Raw genomic sequence first — 16,384 nt, forward strand, 5'->3', positions numbered from 1 at the left:
CCAGGCTCCTGCTGTGTTTCGTCATTTCAATAGTTGTCAGTGTATAATAGTAGCAGATCTGATTTTCCAGACCAGCCATCCTCCAAACAACCCAATTACAAATCCTATGGGGGCAGCAAACATGCTCATAACCGGGCAAATATTGCAGTCGGGGTATAAAACCAATGCGCCGATAAAGGTTAAACCAAAAGCAAGAACACCACCAATGAATCCGCCTTGAAACATTCGAGTAAGCAGTTGCGCCTGAATGTGCGCGGCACCTTGCCATACCAAAAATGAAAATACCACGGCCACCCCAGCCGAAACCAAATTGGAATTATCGACAATTACCTTAGGAATACGAAGGGCCACCATGATAATGAATGTTGAAATCAAATAACCGGCACAAAAGGCAAATACCGCTAAAATAATACGTGTAGCTCTCATCGTTTGTTGCGTTTGGTTTTGTTCTAGCCGTGTGCCTTTCCGCGTGTAAGAGTAAATGAAGACGCCACGTCAGGAAACGTAAAAAGTATTTTTGTGTACTTAGTGTAACGTGGTCTTTTTATCAACTATCGTGCTTGTGCTTTCGTCCGGCACTGTTGGTCATGTGCAACAGATAGTCGATATTCTAAAGTAAAGAATGTGTACTTTTTCTTTGTAGAAGTTCACCGACAATTAGCGAGAGTTTTTTATGGGCATATCACTGTGAGAGCAGACATTTATTAGATATATTAATTTAGTCCTTTGCAATTGCCAAGGTAAAACGGCACAAAATATTGTGAGCTATCTTTCTTAAACTTATTTATTGTAATTAGGCTTGCGCCATTATTTAAAATAGTGTCTCCAAAACGAAATGGTTTTTCTGTTTATAGCGCAAATAGAATTTTGCAGGATGAGAAGCTTTTCGTTTTGTGTGTTCCATTTTAATCTGGCTTTTCAACTTTTTTCCTTGATGAAAAAAGTTGAGCCAAAAAATCAATCCCGCACCTGCGGGACCACCCGACCGCTCCGCGCGTTGGGCCGGCCCTCGCACAGCACCCCTCCGCTGTTAGGATCCTTGTTTCGGATAGGCAGGTCGTTTTACGCGTACCCTTCCCAACGTTGGGTGCAGTGAACAGGGAAGGTAGAGAACGCTGAATAAGTAAGGTACTGCAGGCGCTGTATATTCCGCCCGACTCTGATAATAAAGTGAGGCTGAAAATGCGGGGCGCAATATAAGGCGCTGGACCACCCGAAAGAGAGGGCGGATAGCAAATGGCTCATAGTCGATTTGAAGATGGCTGATTGGGTCTAGGTGTTGAGATGGGTACTTTACCTTTTAGTATGAGGAGAATTTAGTTCCACTTTATCCAGTTTCCATGCCCGTTTGTTTCAGCCATGAACGTTTCCTGCTTTTGCTTGTTTTTGTAAGTGGTCAATACTACTGCGGTATTACTAACGCCGTGCTTCAACTGCACGGCTTGGGTAGCTTCAGCTGAAAGAAAATAGAAATCTCTATGTTGACCCATGTCATCCAGGAAATTATAGAACTCACGGAGTAGGTCAGGTGTAAATTGATATAGAACATGTGTAGCATATAGGATAAGTGTCTCATTAGGATCAACTGCTTCAACTACCTTCTTAAAATCAGCTATTGTGCTTCCTGCAATAAGTTTAATCGCTGAAAGGAGCGGGGTCTGTAAGGCTTCTGCCAACTGTATAAATCTTTCTGCCTGATCGGGCCATACCAATGCCTGCAGCCAAGTGAGATCCTCCGCATTGGCCAGGTCAATGGGATGCTGATCAATTCCAATCTTCTGAATAGAATTGCTGCATGGCTTTATGTTAGGCATCCTGCCTTCTTTAATTTGGCAATGCAGTTTTATATGGCTGTCTCCATATACCATGTTGTCATTATAATAATACTCATATTGGTCAAAGTTCAAATTTAGTCCGGCACTGGCACCAATGTCGATGATGGTTACCGGCTTATTGTTCAAAGAAAGGATGTTTGAAAAGATCGGCAACAGGTAGTTACAACGTGTAATGACATTGGTTTGAACAATGCGATTTTGAAGAAGGTGAACAATGCCTTGTTGATGCTCTTGTACAAACGCTTTAAATAGATCGAATGAAATGGCTTCTGTTGGCTGGCCGGTTACAGAGGGATAGTATTGTGCTAAAAACGCTGTTTTGTTTTTTAAAACATAAAAGTGGACCGCTGCTAAAAACGCATTCGGAACTGGCTGGCCTTCTTTTACAAATGTGCATAAACGAAGTAGTTCTTCATCACACGCAATTTGCTTACTTAGGGTAAAGTATAATGGTGAATTGCCTTTACATTCTTCTTCAGCAAAACGTTCAAATCTTTTACTCAAGGCAGCGGTATTGGTTGACAGCGTTTTCATGTTGGAAGATTTAATTTGCTATGATGAATAAATATACGCTAGTGTTCCTGCCTCCGCCGTGTCCCATGCCACGCACCAAGCTATGCTATGGAGACACGGCGGGAACGGAAAAAGGCGGAAAAAGCCTACTGATTGCTATATAGCTGCAATCTGCCGGATCATACCTTTAAAAATAAACCCATGAAAGGGTAGTACCGCGTACCAATAAAGGCGCCCCCAAAGACCCAATGGCCGGAAGGTGGCGGTTTGCTCCAGTATATCGCCCTGAATCTTGAACTCCAGCCAAGCTTCTCCTGGCAACTTCATTTCAGCATATAAGAGCAGGCGCTTCTGCGACCGACTGGCTAACAGTACCCGCCAAAAGTCCAAGGCATCACCTGCATTAATCTTCGTAGGACTACGCCGACCTCTTCGTAGCCCAACACCACCTACCATTTTATCCATTAATCCGCGCAAGCCCCAAAGCCAATTACCATAGTACCAACCATTGTTGCCACCAATGGCCCATATCTTATTCAACACCGCTTCACTATTTTGAATCTTGAGGGTCCGCACGTCTTTGTAGCATCCATTGACCGGCACCTCAATGTATTTGTCCAAGCCTCTGTTCAGGATGTGGCTGGACAAAGCATCTTTCCAACTGGAGACTACCTCGTTTTGTTCAATTTTGTCAAACGCCATAGCAATGGCTTTTTTGTAAGAAATCAATTGAATGCCGAGGTGCTTGCCCAGATCATTTGGCCGCACCACCACTTTTACTTTCATACTATCCACCAGGTTACGTGCCAGTGTATACGAAGTGGCAGTTACAAAGTATAACCAATAAGAGGAAAGCCGAGGTGTCATTACAGGCACTACCAGAATGCGCCTTTTTAGTCCTCTAACTTCGCCAAATTGCAGGAGCATCTGTTTATAAGTAAGAATATCCGGCCCCCCAATATCACAACTCTTGCCATATGTAGGGGGCTTGAGAAGCACGCCGGAAAGAAACTCAATCACATTGCGGATAGCAATAGGCTGACAAGGCGTGTTGAGCCAACGGGGTGCAATCATAACAGGCAGCTTTTCTACCAAGTCGCGGATAATTTCAAAGGAAGCACTACCAGAGCCTACAATAATGCCAGCCCGTAGTGTGGTTAATGGCACCTTTCCTGCTGCCAGTATGCGCTCTACATTGTATCGAGAGCGCAAATGTTTAGACAAGTGCTGTTCATTGACAATGCCGCCAAGGTACACAACTTGTTTTGCCTGGGTTTGGCTGATAGCAGCCACAAAGTTGGAAGCGGCATCAGCTTCCATGGTGGTAAAGTCACCGACGGTGGCCGACATGGAGTGAATCAGGTAATAGGCTGCATCAATATCAGCCGGGATATTGGAAAGCGTTTCTTTTTGCAAGAAGTCAACCTCTATTATACTCAGCCTTTCCGCATCCGGACTTTCCCTGTAAAACCGGTGTTTATCTCGTACACAGCATACCACTTCATGTCCGGCCTCCAAGAGTACCGGCAATAATCGTCGTGCTATGTAACCGGTAGCACCGGTGAGTAAGATCTTCATGCGCGTTCCCTTTTGCAGCCGCTTTCCAGGCCAACCGTTTTTAAAGAAACAAATGAAGAAGAGGTTTGGTTGTTAGCAGCGACACGTCTACGTTTTTATTAAAAGCAGATTTGCCTGTTTGTCGTAAAAACTTTCCCATTGGCAACCTTTTTCACAAGTAAAGGAACCACGGCGAGGACCGAGATACAAATGTTGAGTTTACAACTGTCCGCCCCACTATTGCCAAACCGATGTTTCCAGCTGTGTTGTTGTTACGTTAGTTTGTAAATAAATTCCTCTATTTCTGCCTGTCGTGCATTGGCAAAACCTTTGTCTTGACCGATTCTTACAAAGCCACATTTCTCTAACACTCTTTGTGAACCAAAATTGTCAAATGCTACTCGTCCGAAAATGGGTCTGGCCTTTTCAAGAGTTAGAAAGTGTTTAAGCGCTTTTGTTGCCACACCTTTACTCCAAAACTTTTTGTCAATCCAATAGGTAATTTCCGCCTTGCCTTCCATTTCAAACTTCGAGACACTTCCAGCAATACTATTGTCAACTATTATTGTCTGCATATTTATAGTCGGGTCATTCACCAACTTTGTATACTTGATTAAATAGGCTGCTTTGTCTGTCGGGTCTTTTGCCGTGAAAGCGGCTAAATAGTTAGCTTCTTTGTCAAGCTGAAAAATAAAGAAGGTATCTAAATCAGCAACTTCAGTCTTTCGCAATATGATTTCACTATCGGTTATCATTGCTTTACATTTTTCTATTTGTATCAATTCGGCCCCTGCCGTTTCTCCGACCACCGCCATGCCCCTTGCCACGCGCACAAGGCCACACAAAGGAGACAGGGCGAGGACTAAAAACTAATTGATAATTTCTCCTTTGATATTCGCCAGCTTTTCTTGCCATTGTTGCCGCTCCTCGGGTGTTAGTCTCACCCAATCTGTGACTTCGCCAACGATTTTCAACGGCGCCTGGCTGCGGTAGGAGCGTGTTGGATTGCCCGGAAACTTTTTGTCGGTAACGTTTGGATCATTTTCAAAGCTTCCCGTGGGTTCAACGATATAAACACGTTCGCGGCCATCCCCTTTGGCTAAGGCGGCAGCAAGTCCCGCCCCGTTAACCAAGGCGGTAAAATAAATGTGATTCATGGTGACGTCGGGTTTGTAATTCGATAGGAACCCTGCTGTCAACAAATCGCCCACCTGCAGGTCCGCTTTTGTCCCGTGATAAAAAGGACCGCTGTCTAAAATGGTAGTCCCTGCAACTTCCATATTTTTATTTTCCATCCTTACGTGCAGTGTTTTTAGTGTCGGAGTACTCACGCTTTCTGGAGCTTTTGAACTGAAGAATACCCCGAATAGGTAAGGTAAACTTAATGAAATTCTTCGGTCCACGCCTGCAGCACATAAGCCAGGCGGTAAAACTCGACGGAGAAGAAAATGGCTGTTGCCTAAGCTTCCGTTGTTGGTCAAAAGACACAACAACGGCCGCCGCACACCGAAGACCAACAAAGGCAGTAACCTTGTTCGTTTGTTGATTAGTGATTTACAGTTGAAAGATAGTACATAGCCTGTGTTGCAGCAATACTTATGTTATAGGCTGTTCTGCCTTAGTTCTGAAACAACCTTCTATGCCAAAACAAGTTTCCTGTGTAATATTCTGCAAGCAGTTGATTTACGAACTTTCGATTGTAGAAGTTACTAACATTAGCAACTAAGGCAGCAACAGTCATATCCCCGCCTATACAACCAAACATTACAGGCACTTGAGTACTATCCTTTAGAAAATTTTTTTCAACGTCCGTCATGCCTTTATGTCGATTATGCACCAAAGCCGCATAGGCGTACGCCCGTAAACAAGCACTGGTATCTTTTGTTAGTTTCAGCCACTGCTCATTATCCAGAGTGTTCAGCAAGAAGAGAAAGCCTTGAAACTGCATAGATTGCTGACCCGCAAAGCCGATAGCGTAGGAGTTCACTTCTCGTAGTTGCCTCATTTTGGTTTTGACATATTCTACAGAATCCGCTTGGCTTTTAAGCTGGGCACTATTTTGTGCGATGGATGAATGGCCGCAACAAAGTAAGAGGATGACTATGAATAATTTCACTTTCATTAAATGAAGATCTGTGATATTGCCTATAACAAGTAAATCCTATGTAATAGGGATAGCTGGTTGCTGATAAAGATACGTTGGTTTTCAAAGTGTAGTATAAGCGGTAAGTTGGTAGGGCCGCCGCCGCTGTATTCTAAAGCACAATAGGGGCCCTGCCAGCTGACTAAATCCTTTAATCCGTTTCCCTTTTGATTACTAAAAAAAGCCTTACGCCAGCTGCGCGGTCGGGTTGTCTTTTTTCACCTTATTACCTTTGTCTTGGCATCCTATCAGCAGTCGGAGTCCTTGTGTCCGCTGCAAGCATTTATTATAGGCAAAGGAAGTGGCGCTGTATGCTATACGACAGCAGTCTTCGGCCTATACTAAGCACAGGGAGCTATACTAAGCACAGGGAGCTGCATAGCGTGTTTTACAGTCGCCACTTTTTATTTTTAAATGCCTTTTCTGCATTGTGTTAAAAGATCAGAACGGTAATAAGATACAGGCCTCTGTTAGGCCAGGGCTTTTACTTTTTCCAATTGGTAGGGTTCTCCTGTTTTGATCACATGGTACATCCGGCTGAGGGTCTTGGCAGCCAGCTTGACGATCAGCTTTTTATGATCACCACCTTTGCGCTCCTGGTAGTACTGCATTAAGACCGGATCTTTTTTGCATGCCACCCAGGCCGCCTCTACCAAATAGCTTCTCAACAGGGCTTTACTACGCCGGGTTAGTCCCTTGGTATAGGTGCGTCCACCGGAGCTGTGTACGGCAGGTACTAACCCCACATAGGCACTTAAGCGGTCGATGCCTTTAAAGCGGCGGATGTCGCCCACTTCAGCCAAGACCCCGATGGCGGTTAGGGGGCCCACACCCGGTAGCGAGCGCAACAGGTAATAATCCTGGCGGTGGTTTTTGCGGGTATAGATGCGCAACTCCTTGGAGACCTGTAGGAACTGGGTTTTCAAAAATTCCAGTTCTGCTAATCGGCTGTGCATGGCTGTGGTAGCTGGTGTGTAAGACCAATGCTGCTGCCCCAGCCACTGGAGCATCTCTTTACTCCAGGTGATGGTGTCGTATTTTTTAGGCAGTACAATGCCATAGTACAAGAGCATGCTTTTAATGCTGCACTTAATACGCCGGATATTTTTAACCAGGTCATTACGCCGGCGAAAAAGGCTACGGAACTGTTCTTGTTCGTGCGATGGAATATAAATGCCGGTGAGTCGTCCCGCCGCCAGTTCCTGGGCCAGGTGGGTGCTGTCAATCTTATCGGTTTTACAAACGGCAAGTTTATGGCCACGGGCAATATCACCGGGGTTGACCACCAGCACCTGCCAACCCGCAGCCGTCAGGGAGTGGTAGATGTGGTAGCCGCAGCAGCAGCTCTCATAACAGCACTGTACCTGGTGATGGGGAAAATGCTTTTGAATATAGTTCACTAAGATGGCTGCATTGGCTTCCATAGTGAAGCGTTTGACAACAAGGTGTTCTTCCTGGATAGTAACCGCCCACGTTTTTTTGTGGACATCTAAACCAATAAAAAGCTGTTGCATAACTTACCTCCTTTAGTGTTTAGGACCGGTAAGCTATCCTATTTACATGAATGCTATACGCAACAACACTACCTTAAAAGCAGATATGCCTTTCTTGCCTAACACAAAGAAGATATATTCATTTCAATTGCTTTTTTGTGTTTTTTATTTCACCTAACCTCTGCTGTTATGCGATTTCAAAAACACAGAAAACGCAATCAGTTTACCACCAATCTAGTGAATAAATAAATACAGCTACGCTGCTGCTGGCCAATATTAGCATAGATCAGGTTTGATATGAAATCATGAAGCCCTACCAACCGTTGATCATTTTACCGCTTCCCTTTTTGCACATTCTAGTTTATCTTAATCGCCGTCAACTGCAAAACAAATTCTTGCATTGGCACTTCACGTTCTTTCACTAAACACAAGGCTTATGAACAAAATGTCGCATCGACCTTTTCGTAAAATGCTGCTACTGGCATTGGCAGCCCTGCCCACACTGGGATGGGGACAAACACCTGCATCTACATCCAGCATGCAGGTGCCGGTTACTTATTACAAACTGCCTAATGGATTAAAAGTGGTACTGTCGCCCGATAAGACAGCGCCCACCATTGCCGTAGGTGTATATTACAACATTGGCTTTCGCATTGAGCCCAAGAACCGCACGGGTTTTGCCCACCTCTTTGAACATATGATGTTCCAGGGTTCAGAGAACTTAGGCAAGATGGAGTTCATTCAACTGGTACAGAAAAACGGTGGCATCCTAAACGGTTCTACGCGCTTTGATTTTACCAATTATTTTGAAGTGATGCCCGCGCACAAACTGGAAACGGCCCTTTGGGCTGAAGCAGATCGCATGCGTGGCTTGAAGATCACCCAGGAAAACCTCACCAACCAACAAGGTGTGGTAAAGAATGAAGTAAAGGTAAACGTGCTCAACCAGCCCTATGGTGGCTTCCCCTGGCTAGACATGCCGCAATACGCCAACAAGAACTGGTATAATGCCCACAACTTCTATGGCGATCTGAAAGACCTGGACTCCGCTAAGCTGGGAGATGTAGATGCCTTCTTCAAAACCTTCTATGCACCGAATAATGCGGTACTGGTGGTATCGGGCGATTTTGAAGTGCCTGCTGCCCGCCAGATGGTGGATAAGTACTTCAGCAAGATCGCTTCTTCTCAATTACCACCACCACCAGACCTGACAGAGCCCAAGCAAACGGCCGAACAACGCTTTGTAAAAGAAGACAAGCTGGCCAAAAAGCCCGCTATTGCGGTGGCTTATAAAATGCCAGCCCGCAATACACCCGAGTACTTTGCTATGGGAATTATTGACCAGATTTTGGTACAAGGCCAGGATAGCCGTCTTTACCAGCAACTGGTACAAACCAAGGGTTACACAAATAGTGTAAGCGGAGGAATCAACTTTGCCCTGGGCAATATGTACGATTACAACGGGCCCATGCTATGGATGTCTAACCTGATTTATGATTCTACGTTAGCGCCCGACTCCATCATAGCCGAATACGATAAGGCCATTGCCAACCTGGCCAATGTTACCAACGAAGACCTGCAGATGGCGCTTGTGAAAATCCGTTCTGGCTTGTATGATGCTATGGGTGGCAATTTTGGTATTGGTAAGGTTAACCTGCTGGCTTGCTTCGCCCTGTTTGATAATGATCCTAATCGCATCAACAACCTGGAGAATGAGTTCAAGAAGGTAACGCCCGAGCTTATACGTCGCACGGTTCAAAACTACCTGACACCTACCAACCGAACCATTTTGATTATTGACCCTAAAGCACCCAAAGCATGAGAAAAAACATCATCTATATCATAACGGCTTTTTGTATAGCTATCGCTCAACCGGCAATAGCTCAAAAGCAAACACCGCCGGCAGGTGGCAAGGCCAAGGACTTTAAGCTGCCCGCCAAAAAGACCCAGTCGTATGCCAATGGCCTAAAGAGCACTACGATCCCTTATGGCATTATTCCCAAGGCCACTATTAGCCTGATCATCAAAACCGGCAATGTGCATGAAGGGCCTAACCAGGTATGGCTGGCCGATCTGACTGGCCGTATGCTGCGCGAGGGCACTGCCAATGCCGACTTTGCAGCCTTGTCTAAAAAAGTAGCCATGATGGGCGGTAGTCTTAACGTTAGTGTTGGGCCTACTCAAACCACTATTTCCGGGTCGGTGCTATCGGAATACGCCCCAGAGTTTATCCGCCTCATTTCAGGCCTGGTACAGCAACCCGCCTTCCCGGCTTCTGAAATCGAACGCCTGAAGGGCAACATGAAGCGTCAGCTAGTGACACAAAAAGCCTCTCCACAATCACAGGCCCAGGAGCAGTTTATGCAGGCCATTTACAAAGACCATCCTTACGGCCGCATCTATCCTACAGAAGAAATGATCAACAGCTATACGGTAGACATGGTGAAGGATTTTTATGAAAAGAATTTTGGCGCCAGGCGTTCGGTGATCTACGTAGCCGGTAAGTTTGATGAAAGTGCTGTAGCATCAGCCATCAACAGCTCCTTATCAAAATGGAAGGAAGGGCCGGAAGTAAGCTATCCACCTGTAAATCTGTCGCCGGTAGTGGACACGTTGTTGGTAGACCGCAAGGGCGCACCGCAAACCACCCTTATGGTGGGTATGCCGGTTATAACACCTACCAATAAAGACTATGTACCACTGTTAGTGACCAACTCCTTGTTAGGCGGCTCGTTTGGATCACGCATTACATCCAACATTCGCGAGAATAAGGGTTACACCTATTCGCCTTTCAGCACTATTCAGAACCGTAAAGGCAGCGCCCTGTGGTTTGAGCAGGCCGATATTACCAGTGAGCACACGGTAGATGCGCTAAATGAAATAGAAAAGGAGATCAAGCGCCTGCAAATGGAAGCACCCACCAAGGAAGAGTTAGCAGGTATTCAAAACTATGAAGCGGGCATTTTTGTACTACAAAACTCTACGCCCAACGGTATCATTGGTCAGCTAAACTTCCTGGACTTGTATGGCCTGGATGACAGTTACCTGAACAACCTGGTGAAGAACATTTATGCGGTTACACCCGAGAAGGTATCAGAAACCGCTAAGAAATATGTTCAGTACGATAAAATGACCAAGGTGATGATTGGTGATAAAGAAGCTGTTCAGCAGCAAATTGAAAAGCAAAAGGCGATGAAGAAGACGTTTTAAGGGTAGAGATCATGAAACGTCAAACGTGAGACGTGAAAGGAAGGCTGCAAGCTACAAGCTGCACGCTTCAAGCCAACAGCCAACTTCTTTTTAAAAGAAAAGCACTCCTTAGGCGGAGTGCTTTTCTTTTATAGACAGTTTTTCTTGGCGTCTACTAACCTTAGCGCCTTTGCGTGAAACCTACCTTGTGAACTTATCAACTTGTTAACCTGTCAACAATCATCAGCTAATTCTTTTTTCATTGGCAACCTTTCCTCCTTCCCACATCTGCTTGGCATGAGTTTTCATGAGGTTGAGCTAATACAATCAACAGCTATGAAGAAGATGCTACTCCTTTGCTGCCTGCTTTACGCCGGGCTTCTAATGGCCCAGGATACCACTGTAAGAGACCTTAGAAAGCAGACGGAACGAACTATTAAAAAAGACTCTGCAGATACCACCAATTGGGTTTGGAAAACAGGTGGTCTTTATACATTGACTGTCTCACAAGGTTCCTTGAGCAACTGGGCAGCCGGGGGCGACGACTTCACCCTTTCTCTCAATACAATACTCAGCCTGTTTGCCTTTTACCGCAAGGACAGGCACAATTGGGATAACACACTGGACTTTGCTTATGGGTTTGTGCGTACCACCAGTACCGGCAGCCGTAAAAATGATGACCGTCTTGACCTGTTGTCCAAATACGGTTATGCCATTGCACCCAAGTGGAACATTGCAACTCTTTTTAATTTTCGTACGCAGAGCTTTAAAGGTTACCAATTTCATAGCGATAATACCAAAACACTTATTTCTAACTTTTTATCGCCCGGTTATGTACTGTTCAGCATAGGTATGGATTACCGGCCCAATCAATGGCTATCTGTCTATCTTTCTCCCATCACCACCCGCTGGGTTATTGTAAAAGATGATAGCTTATCTCAAAAGGGACTGTATGGAGTACCTGCCGGCAAACACAGCCATAATGAAATTGGCGCTTTTGTAACAGCCTCTTTTCTTAAGGACCTGGCAAAGAACATCACCTATAAGGGGCGCCTGGACTTGTTTAGTAACTATAAACACAATCCGCAGAATATAGACATCACTATGACCAATATATTGGCCATTAAACTCTGGAAGTCGCTGGCCCTTACCTGGAATGTAGACATCGTCTACGATGATGACACCCGCATATTTGGCCCTAATGGCACATCAGCCCGCACGCAGTTCAAGTCGCTGGTAGGCGTAGGCCTGGCCCTTCGCTTTTAATTGGCGACAGTTATAAACTATTGTTTGTACCTTATTTCTTTCTATCAGCGCGATAGAAAAGGCACCCTATTTGTAATCCCTTCCTTCTTGAATGATTTGTGTGATCATAGGGCAAAACGTTTATAGTATGAACCGGTATGTAATAGCAGCCTTTGTAATTGTGGTTCTTATGATTCCCGTGAGCTTTTTCTGGCACGACCTGCAGCGGGTTTTTGGAAACAAGCTTCCCGTAGTAGAAGCTGGTATGAATGGTGACCAGCCAAAGAAGGATAAAAAAGAGAAGAAGAAAAAGGAAGACAAAAAAGAAGAGAAAACAGCAGAGGCGCCACCGTCTACCAATGTACTCGTTACCCAAAAATGGAGCATGCCAAAAGAGCTGACCGAAATATCAGGTATGGCCTTTCTTGGTAACAACCAGTTTGCCTGTATTCAGGATGAAGACGGTAGTATTTTTATTTATAATACGGCCACCAATAAAGTGGATAAAGAAATTCCCTTTGGTAAACATGGTGATTATGAAGGCATTGCCGTAGTAGGTAGTACGGCATATGTATTGCGCTCAGATGGAACCCTGTTTGAGGTGACGAACTATTTAGGAAACAATCCTTCGACACAGAAGTATAAAACTTCCCTCACCTCCCAGCAAGATGTAGAGGGGTTGTGTTATGATAAAAACAACAACCGCTTGTTGTTAGCCATTAAAGGCATCGACTCTCACTCCAACGACTATAAAGGCATTTATGCTTTCAATCTTTCTACCAAACAGTTAGCCCCAAATCCTGTTTACAAGATCGATCTAAACGACAAGATCTGGGATGACCTAAAAGAAAAGAAAGCCCAGCACCGCATGCAGCCTTCCGATATTGCCATTCACCCCACCACCGGCGATCTGTATCTTGTAGACGGCCCAAGGCCCAAGCTGTTGGTCATGGACACCCAAGGCCATCTTAAAAGAGTATATAACATTTCCAGAGCTGACTTCAAGCAGCCTGAAGGTCTGTCTTTTACACCTGCGGGCGAGCTCTACATATCCAGTGAAGGAGTGGAGGGTGCGGGGGTGCTGGCGAGGGTGGAGATAGAGAACTAGGATTTTCAGGAAGGGAAGGGAATGATGAACAAGGAACAAGGAATGATGAATATAGAAGGGAGGAAATGTTCAATGCTCAACTTTCAATACTCAATGTTCAATGAAGAGAGATAGAATTGGGAATTAGGGATTTGGAATTCGGAGGGAAAAGAGAGAAATTGTCAATGCTCTAGTATCAATGTTCAGGGTATAAGGGAGAAAAGAACTTGCTCTACAGGCAAGGGTTTTGTATCTTTAAGCTTCTTCTTTTAGGGCATCTTCAGCCTTTCTTATTCCACTTTTCTTTACTATTTATATGTGTTTATAGCAATGAACGGACGGCGGCATACGGCTCTAGGTACGGGTGAGGTAGGGCCAAGGATCGGCCGAGGTACGGGTGAGATACGGAGTTAAGTAGGCTCCCATACGGAGTAACCTAGTATTCTATACGGAGTAACCATGAAGGGACAGAGGAGGAGTAATGAAGGAACAGAGGAGTAGCAGGCAAGGAACAAGGGAATAATGAACAAGGAACAAGGAATGATGAATATAGAAGGGAGGAAATGTTCAATGCTCAACTTTCAATACTCAATGTTCAATGAAGAGAGATGGAATTGATAAAGGAAAAGCACTCCACTTAACGGAGTGCTTTTCCTTTTTAGAGATTTACTTTTTTCATCACTCTTTTAAATCCTGTTAATCCTACTAATCCAAACCAATCCGCGGTCCTCGTTTTCTCCTTTGCTCTGTGCGACACTATCTAGTGCGAAGCGCTCTTCTTAGCGGCTTATAGAGCCGGCTGAGCAGCAATTAATCCATTTCTTTTAGCAGTTCATGCGGGGTGGAATTGTAAAGCACCTATTCCCATGACTAATTTTCCGCATACGAAACAAACTGTCTATGATCCTTAAGATTTTGAAATGGACGGGTATCATTATCCTGATCCTTGTTTTAGGAGCCACCCTTACGGTAGCCCTTCGCCAGCACCTCACTTACGAACGCCCTTATCCGAATATCAAAGCCTCTACCGATCCGGCTATTATTGCTAAGGGTAAACATATTGTGCTGGGCCCTGGCCATTGTGCCGACTGCCATAGTAAGGTGAAGAATGTGGATTCTGTTTTAAAGGTGGGTGGGGAAGTGCCCCTAACGGGTGGCAATACCTTTGACCTGCCCTTTGGTGTGTTTTACACACGTAACCTGACACCGGATAAAGAAACCGGTATTGGCAACCTGACCGATGGGGAGATAGCCCGGGTATTGCGTTATAGTGTGAAGAAAAATGGCGAAGCGGTGTTACCTTTCATGCAAGCCCAGAATTTCAGCGATGCTGATATTACAGCCGTTATTTCTTACCTACGCTCGCTAAAGCCTATCTCTAATAAAGTACCTGATCACGATTACAACATAATGGGAAGAGTGATCAAGGCCTTTATGCTGAAGCCGCAAGGTCCTACCGAACCGGTGCGCACCGACTTGAAAGCCGATTCATCAATTGAATATGGCCGCTATATGGTAATGGCTGTGGCCAACTGTAATGAGTGCCACACCAAGCGAGATGAGATTGGCAACTATGTAGGTAAGCCCATGGCGGGTGGTGGCCCATTTGTAGAAGAAGGCAAAACCACACTTACACCTCCCAATCTTACGCCACACCCAACCAGCCGCATTTATGGCTGGACAGAGCAAAACTTTATTGACCGCTTCCGCATGGGTCGTGTTATACAACATAGCCATATGCCTTGGGAGTCATTTGGTCGCATGAGCGATACTGAGTTGAAGGCGATTTATAACTATCTGAAAAGTTTGCCGCCAACCCCGACGGAGGAAGCTAAGAGCACCCCGGGTACCTAAAGGGGAGCACCAGCGCGGCGAAGGCCAGGCAGAATATTGAACAAGGAACAAGGAATGATGAATAATGAGTGATGCGTAAGGAGTAATGAGAGAGGGAATGTTCAATGGAGAAGTAAGAAAACAAAAAGCACTCCATAACTAGATGTCCATATGTAAACAGCAGCCCTGTCTATAGGGCTGCTTTATTATGGTGGCAGGCATTCACAAAATTGCTAGTTTCTTTAGAGCGCTCATACTCTACCTAGACAATTCCTCTTTCTTTTCTCCGCTCACAGCCTTATGTATGGTCACCCCTTCAGCCTCTATGATAACTTTAAGCGCTTTTTCTGTTCCTGCATTCCCAAACACGTTGTATGCATTCAAAATGTCATTCATCTTAAAACGGTGAGTGATAAGTTTCTTGGGCTCCAGTTTGCCTGATGCCACTGTCTTTAATAACATAGGCGTTGTGTATGTGCTAACCAATCCTGTAGTCATTGTTATGTTTTTTATCCATAATTTATCCAGCTGCAGATCTACGCCATGCCCAAATACACCTATAACAGCCAAGTGTCCACCCGGGCGTACAATGCGCTGACACACATCGAAGGAAGCCGGCAAACCGACGGCTTCAATTGCCACATCGACACCGTCTTTTGTTTCAACCATAACCCTTTGTACTGGGTCTTCAGTTTCTGAGTTGATAACATGCGTAGCACCAAATCGTTTTGCAACAGACAGGCGGTTGTTATCCATATCTACCATATAGATCTTGGCAGGAGAATAAAATTGGGCGGTTAATAAGGCTGCCAACCCAATAGGACCGGAACCAATAATAGCTATTGTATCGCCGGGCTTCACACGGCCATTTAAAACACCGATTTCATAGCCGGTAGGCAAGATATCACTCAACATTACCAACGCTTCTTCATCTGATCCAGGAGGGATGTGGTGAAGGCTATTATCTGCATGGGGTATGCATACATATTCTGCTTGTGTGCCATTGATCAGATGGCCTAAGATCCAGCCTCCGTCTTCACAATGGGCATACATGCCTTTTTTGCAATACTCGCAGGTGCCGTCTGAAGTAATGCAGGAAATAAGTACATGGTCACCTTTCTTAAAGTTGCGAACGGCAGTTCCCACTTCTTGTACTATACCTACACCTTCATGTCCTAGTGTTGTTCCGGGTTTCACGTCGGGCACCTTCCCTTTTATTATGCCTAAGTCGGTGCCACATATCGTAGTCATTGTTATTTTAATCAATGCATCTGTAGGCTTATTGAGTGTTGGAACTGCTACTTCTTTTAGTTCTATACTTTCTGGCCCATTGTAGACAAGGGCCCTCATGGTATTTTTCATAAGTAAAATTCTTAAGTGGTTATAAAAGAAGAAAAACCATTGCGTTCTGCACGGCACCAAGTGTTGGTGTTGAAATAGCTATAATAAGCTGTTCACTGCTTGCCACACTTAGCCTGGCGCAGACTAC

Annotated in this window: 13 protein-coding genes; 5 read left to right on the top strand and 8 right to left on the bottom strand. The window is 45.0% G+C overall.

Annotated elements, in window-relative coordinates:
- Positions 1-36 precede the first annotated feature (36 nt).
- From SY85_RS15590 to SY85_RS15625, 7 genes are all read right to left on the bottom strand, one after another.
- On the bottom strand, positions 37-426 hold the full coding sequence (locus tag SY85_RS15590; protein WP_066405825.1) for a hypothetical protein: 390 nt from the start codon (positions 424-426) through the stop codon (positions 37-39).
- Positions 427-1,316: 890 nt separating this feature from the next.
- Complete coding sequence (locus SY85_RS15600; protein WP_066405827.1) at positions 1,317-2,369, bottom strand: DUF2332 domain-containing protein; 1,053 nt, start codon at positions 2,367-2,369, stop codon at positions 1,317-1,319.
- A 135-nt stretch (positions 2,370-2,504) separates the two neighbouring features.
- Complete coding sequence (locus SY85_RS15605; protein WP_066405828.1) at positions 2,505-3,926, bottom strand: SDR family oxidoreductase; 1,422 nt, start codon at positions 3,924-3,926, stop codon at positions 2,505-2,507.
- Positions 3,927-4,177: 251 nt separating this feature from the next.
- A complete protein-coding gene (locus SY85_RS15610; RefSeq protein ID WP_226998845.1) occupies positions 4,178-4,732 on the bottom strand; it encodes a GNAT family N-acetyltransferase in 555 nt (184 codons plus the stop codon).
- 42 nt (positions 4,733-4,774) lie between these two features.
- Positions 4,775-5,200 (bottom strand): NAD(+)--rifampin ADP-ribosyltransferase, encoded by a 426-nt coding sequence (arr, locus tag SY85_RS15615; RefSeq protein WP_066405829.1) that lies wholly within the window; start codon positions 5,198-5,200, stop codon positions 4,775-4,777.
- A 323-nt stretch (positions 5,201-5,523) separates the two neighbouring features.
- On the bottom strand, positions 5,524-6,027 hold the full coding sequence (locus SY85_RS15620; RefSeq protein WP_066405830.1) for a hypothetical protein: 504 nt from the start codon (positions 6,025-6,027) through the stop codon (positions 5,524-5,526).
- A gap of 491 nt (positions 6,028-6,518) precedes the next feature.
- Positions 6,519-7,562 (bottom strand): IS110 family RNA-guided transposase, encoded by a 1,044-nt coding sequence (locus tag SY85_RS15625; protein ID WP_066404799.1) that lies wholly within the window; start codon positions 7,560-7,562, stop codon positions 6,519-6,521.
- A 415-nt stretch (positions 7,563-7,977) separates the two neighbouring features.
- Here SY85_RS15625 and SY85_RS15630 point away from each other — a divergent pair, with 415 nt between their 5' ends.
- The 5 genes from SY85_RS15630 (at position 7,978) to SY85_RS15650 (ending at position 14,916) form a co-directional block, all read left to right on the top strand.
- Complete coding sequence (locus SY85_RS15630) at positions 7,978-9,363, top strand: M16 family metallopeptidase (protein WP_099459391.1); 1,386 nt, start codon at positions 7,978-7,980, stop codon at positions 9,361-9,363.
- On the top strand, positions 9,360-10,751 hold the full coding sequence (locus tag SY85_RS15635; protein WP_066405831.1) for a M16 family metallopeptidase: 1,392 nt from the start codon (positions 9,360-9,362) through the stop codon (positions 10,749-10,751). The genes SY85_RS15630 and SY85_RS15635 overlap by 4 nt, the downstream gene beginning before the upstream one ends.
- A gap of 315 nt (positions 10,752-11,066) precedes the next feature.
- The gene (locus SY85_RS15640; RefSeq protein WP_066405832.1) at positions 11,067-11,996 is read left to right on the top strand and encodes a DUF3078 domain-containing protein; all 930 of its coding nucleotides are present in this window, start codon (positions 11,067-11,069) and stop codon (positions 11,994-11,996) included.
- Between the two features lie 127 nt (positions 11,997-12,123).
- Positions 12,124-13,083, top strand: coding sequence for an SdiA-regulated domain-containing protein (locus tag SY85_RS15645; RefSeq protein WP_066405833.1), 960 nt, complete (start codon positions 12,124-12,126; stop codon positions 13,081-13,083).
- Between the two features lie 879 nt (positions 13,084-13,962).
- A complete protein-coding gene (locus tag SY85_RS15650; protein WP_066405834.1) occupies positions 13,963-14,916 on the top strand; it encodes a c-type cytochrome in 954 nt (317 codons plus the stop codon).
- A 237-nt stretch (positions 14,917-15,153) separates the two neighbouring features.
- On the opposite strand, the gene SY85_RS15655 is transcribed toward SY85_RS15650, so the two are convergent.
- Positions 15,154-16,257: a zinc-dependent alcohol dehydrogenase family protein gene (locus tag SY85_RS15655; RefSeq protein ID WP_226998846.1), complete on the bottom strand. Its 1,104-nt coding sequence runs from the start codon at positions 16,255-16,257 to the stop codon at positions 15,154-15,156.
- Between the last annotated feature and the right edge of the window lie 127 nt (positions 16,258-16,384).

Source organism: Flavisolibacter tropicus (assembly GCF_001644645.1).
Lineage (GTDB): Bacteria > Bacteroidota > Bacteroidia > Chitinophagales > Chitinophagaceae > Flavisolibacter > Flavisolibacter tropicus.

Bases quoted from the DNA above. Each gene is read 5' to 3' on its own strand.
- SY85_RS15630 (WP_099459391.1), top strand. From the start codon at position 7,978: ATGAACAAAATGTCGCATCGACCTTTTCGTAAAATGCTGCTACTGGCA.
- SY85_RS15635 (WP_066405831.1), top strand. From the start codon at position 9,360: ATGAGAAAAAACATCATCTATATCATAACGGCTTTTTGTATAGCTATC.
- SY85_RS15590 (WP_066405825.1), bottom strand. From the start codon at position 426: ATGAGAGCTACACGTATTATTTTAGCGGTATTTGCCTTTTGTGCCGGT.
- SY85_RS15655 (WP_226998846.1), bottom strand. From the start codon at position 16,257: ATGAAAAATACCATGAGGGCCCTTGTCTACAATGGGCCAGAAAGTATA.
- arr (WP_066405829.1), bottom strand. From the start codon at position 5,200: ATGGAAAATAAAAATATGGAAGTTGCAGGGACTACCATTTTAGACAGC.
- SY85_RS15640 (WP_066405832.1), top strand. From the start codon at position 11,067: ATGAAGAAGATGCTACTCCTTTGCTGCCTGCTTTACGCCGGGCTTCTA.
- SY85_RS15650 (WP_066405834.1), top strand. From the start codon at position 13,963: ATGATCCTTAAGATTTTGAAATGGACGGGTATCATTATCCTGATCCTT.
- SY85_RS15620 (WP_066405830.1), bottom strand. From the start codon at position 6,027: ATGAAAGTGAAATTATTCATAGTCATCCTCTTACTTTGTTGCGGCCAT.
- SY85_RS15625 (WP_066404799.1), bottom strand. From the start codon at position 7,562: ATGCAACAGCTTTTTATTGGTTTAGATGTCCACAAAAAAACGTGGGCG.
- SY85_RS15645 (WP_066405833.1), top strand. From the start codon at position 12,124: ATGAACCGGTATGTAATAGCAGCCTTTGTAATTGTGGTTCTTATGATT.
- SY85_RS15600 (WP_066405827.1), bottom strand. From the start codon at position 2,369: ATGAAAACGCTGTCAACCAATACCGCTGCCTTGAGTAAAAGATTTGAA.
- SY85_RS15605 (WP_066405828.1), bottom strand. From the start codon at position 3,926: ATGAAGATCTTACTCACCGGTGCTACCGGTTACATAGCACGACGATTA.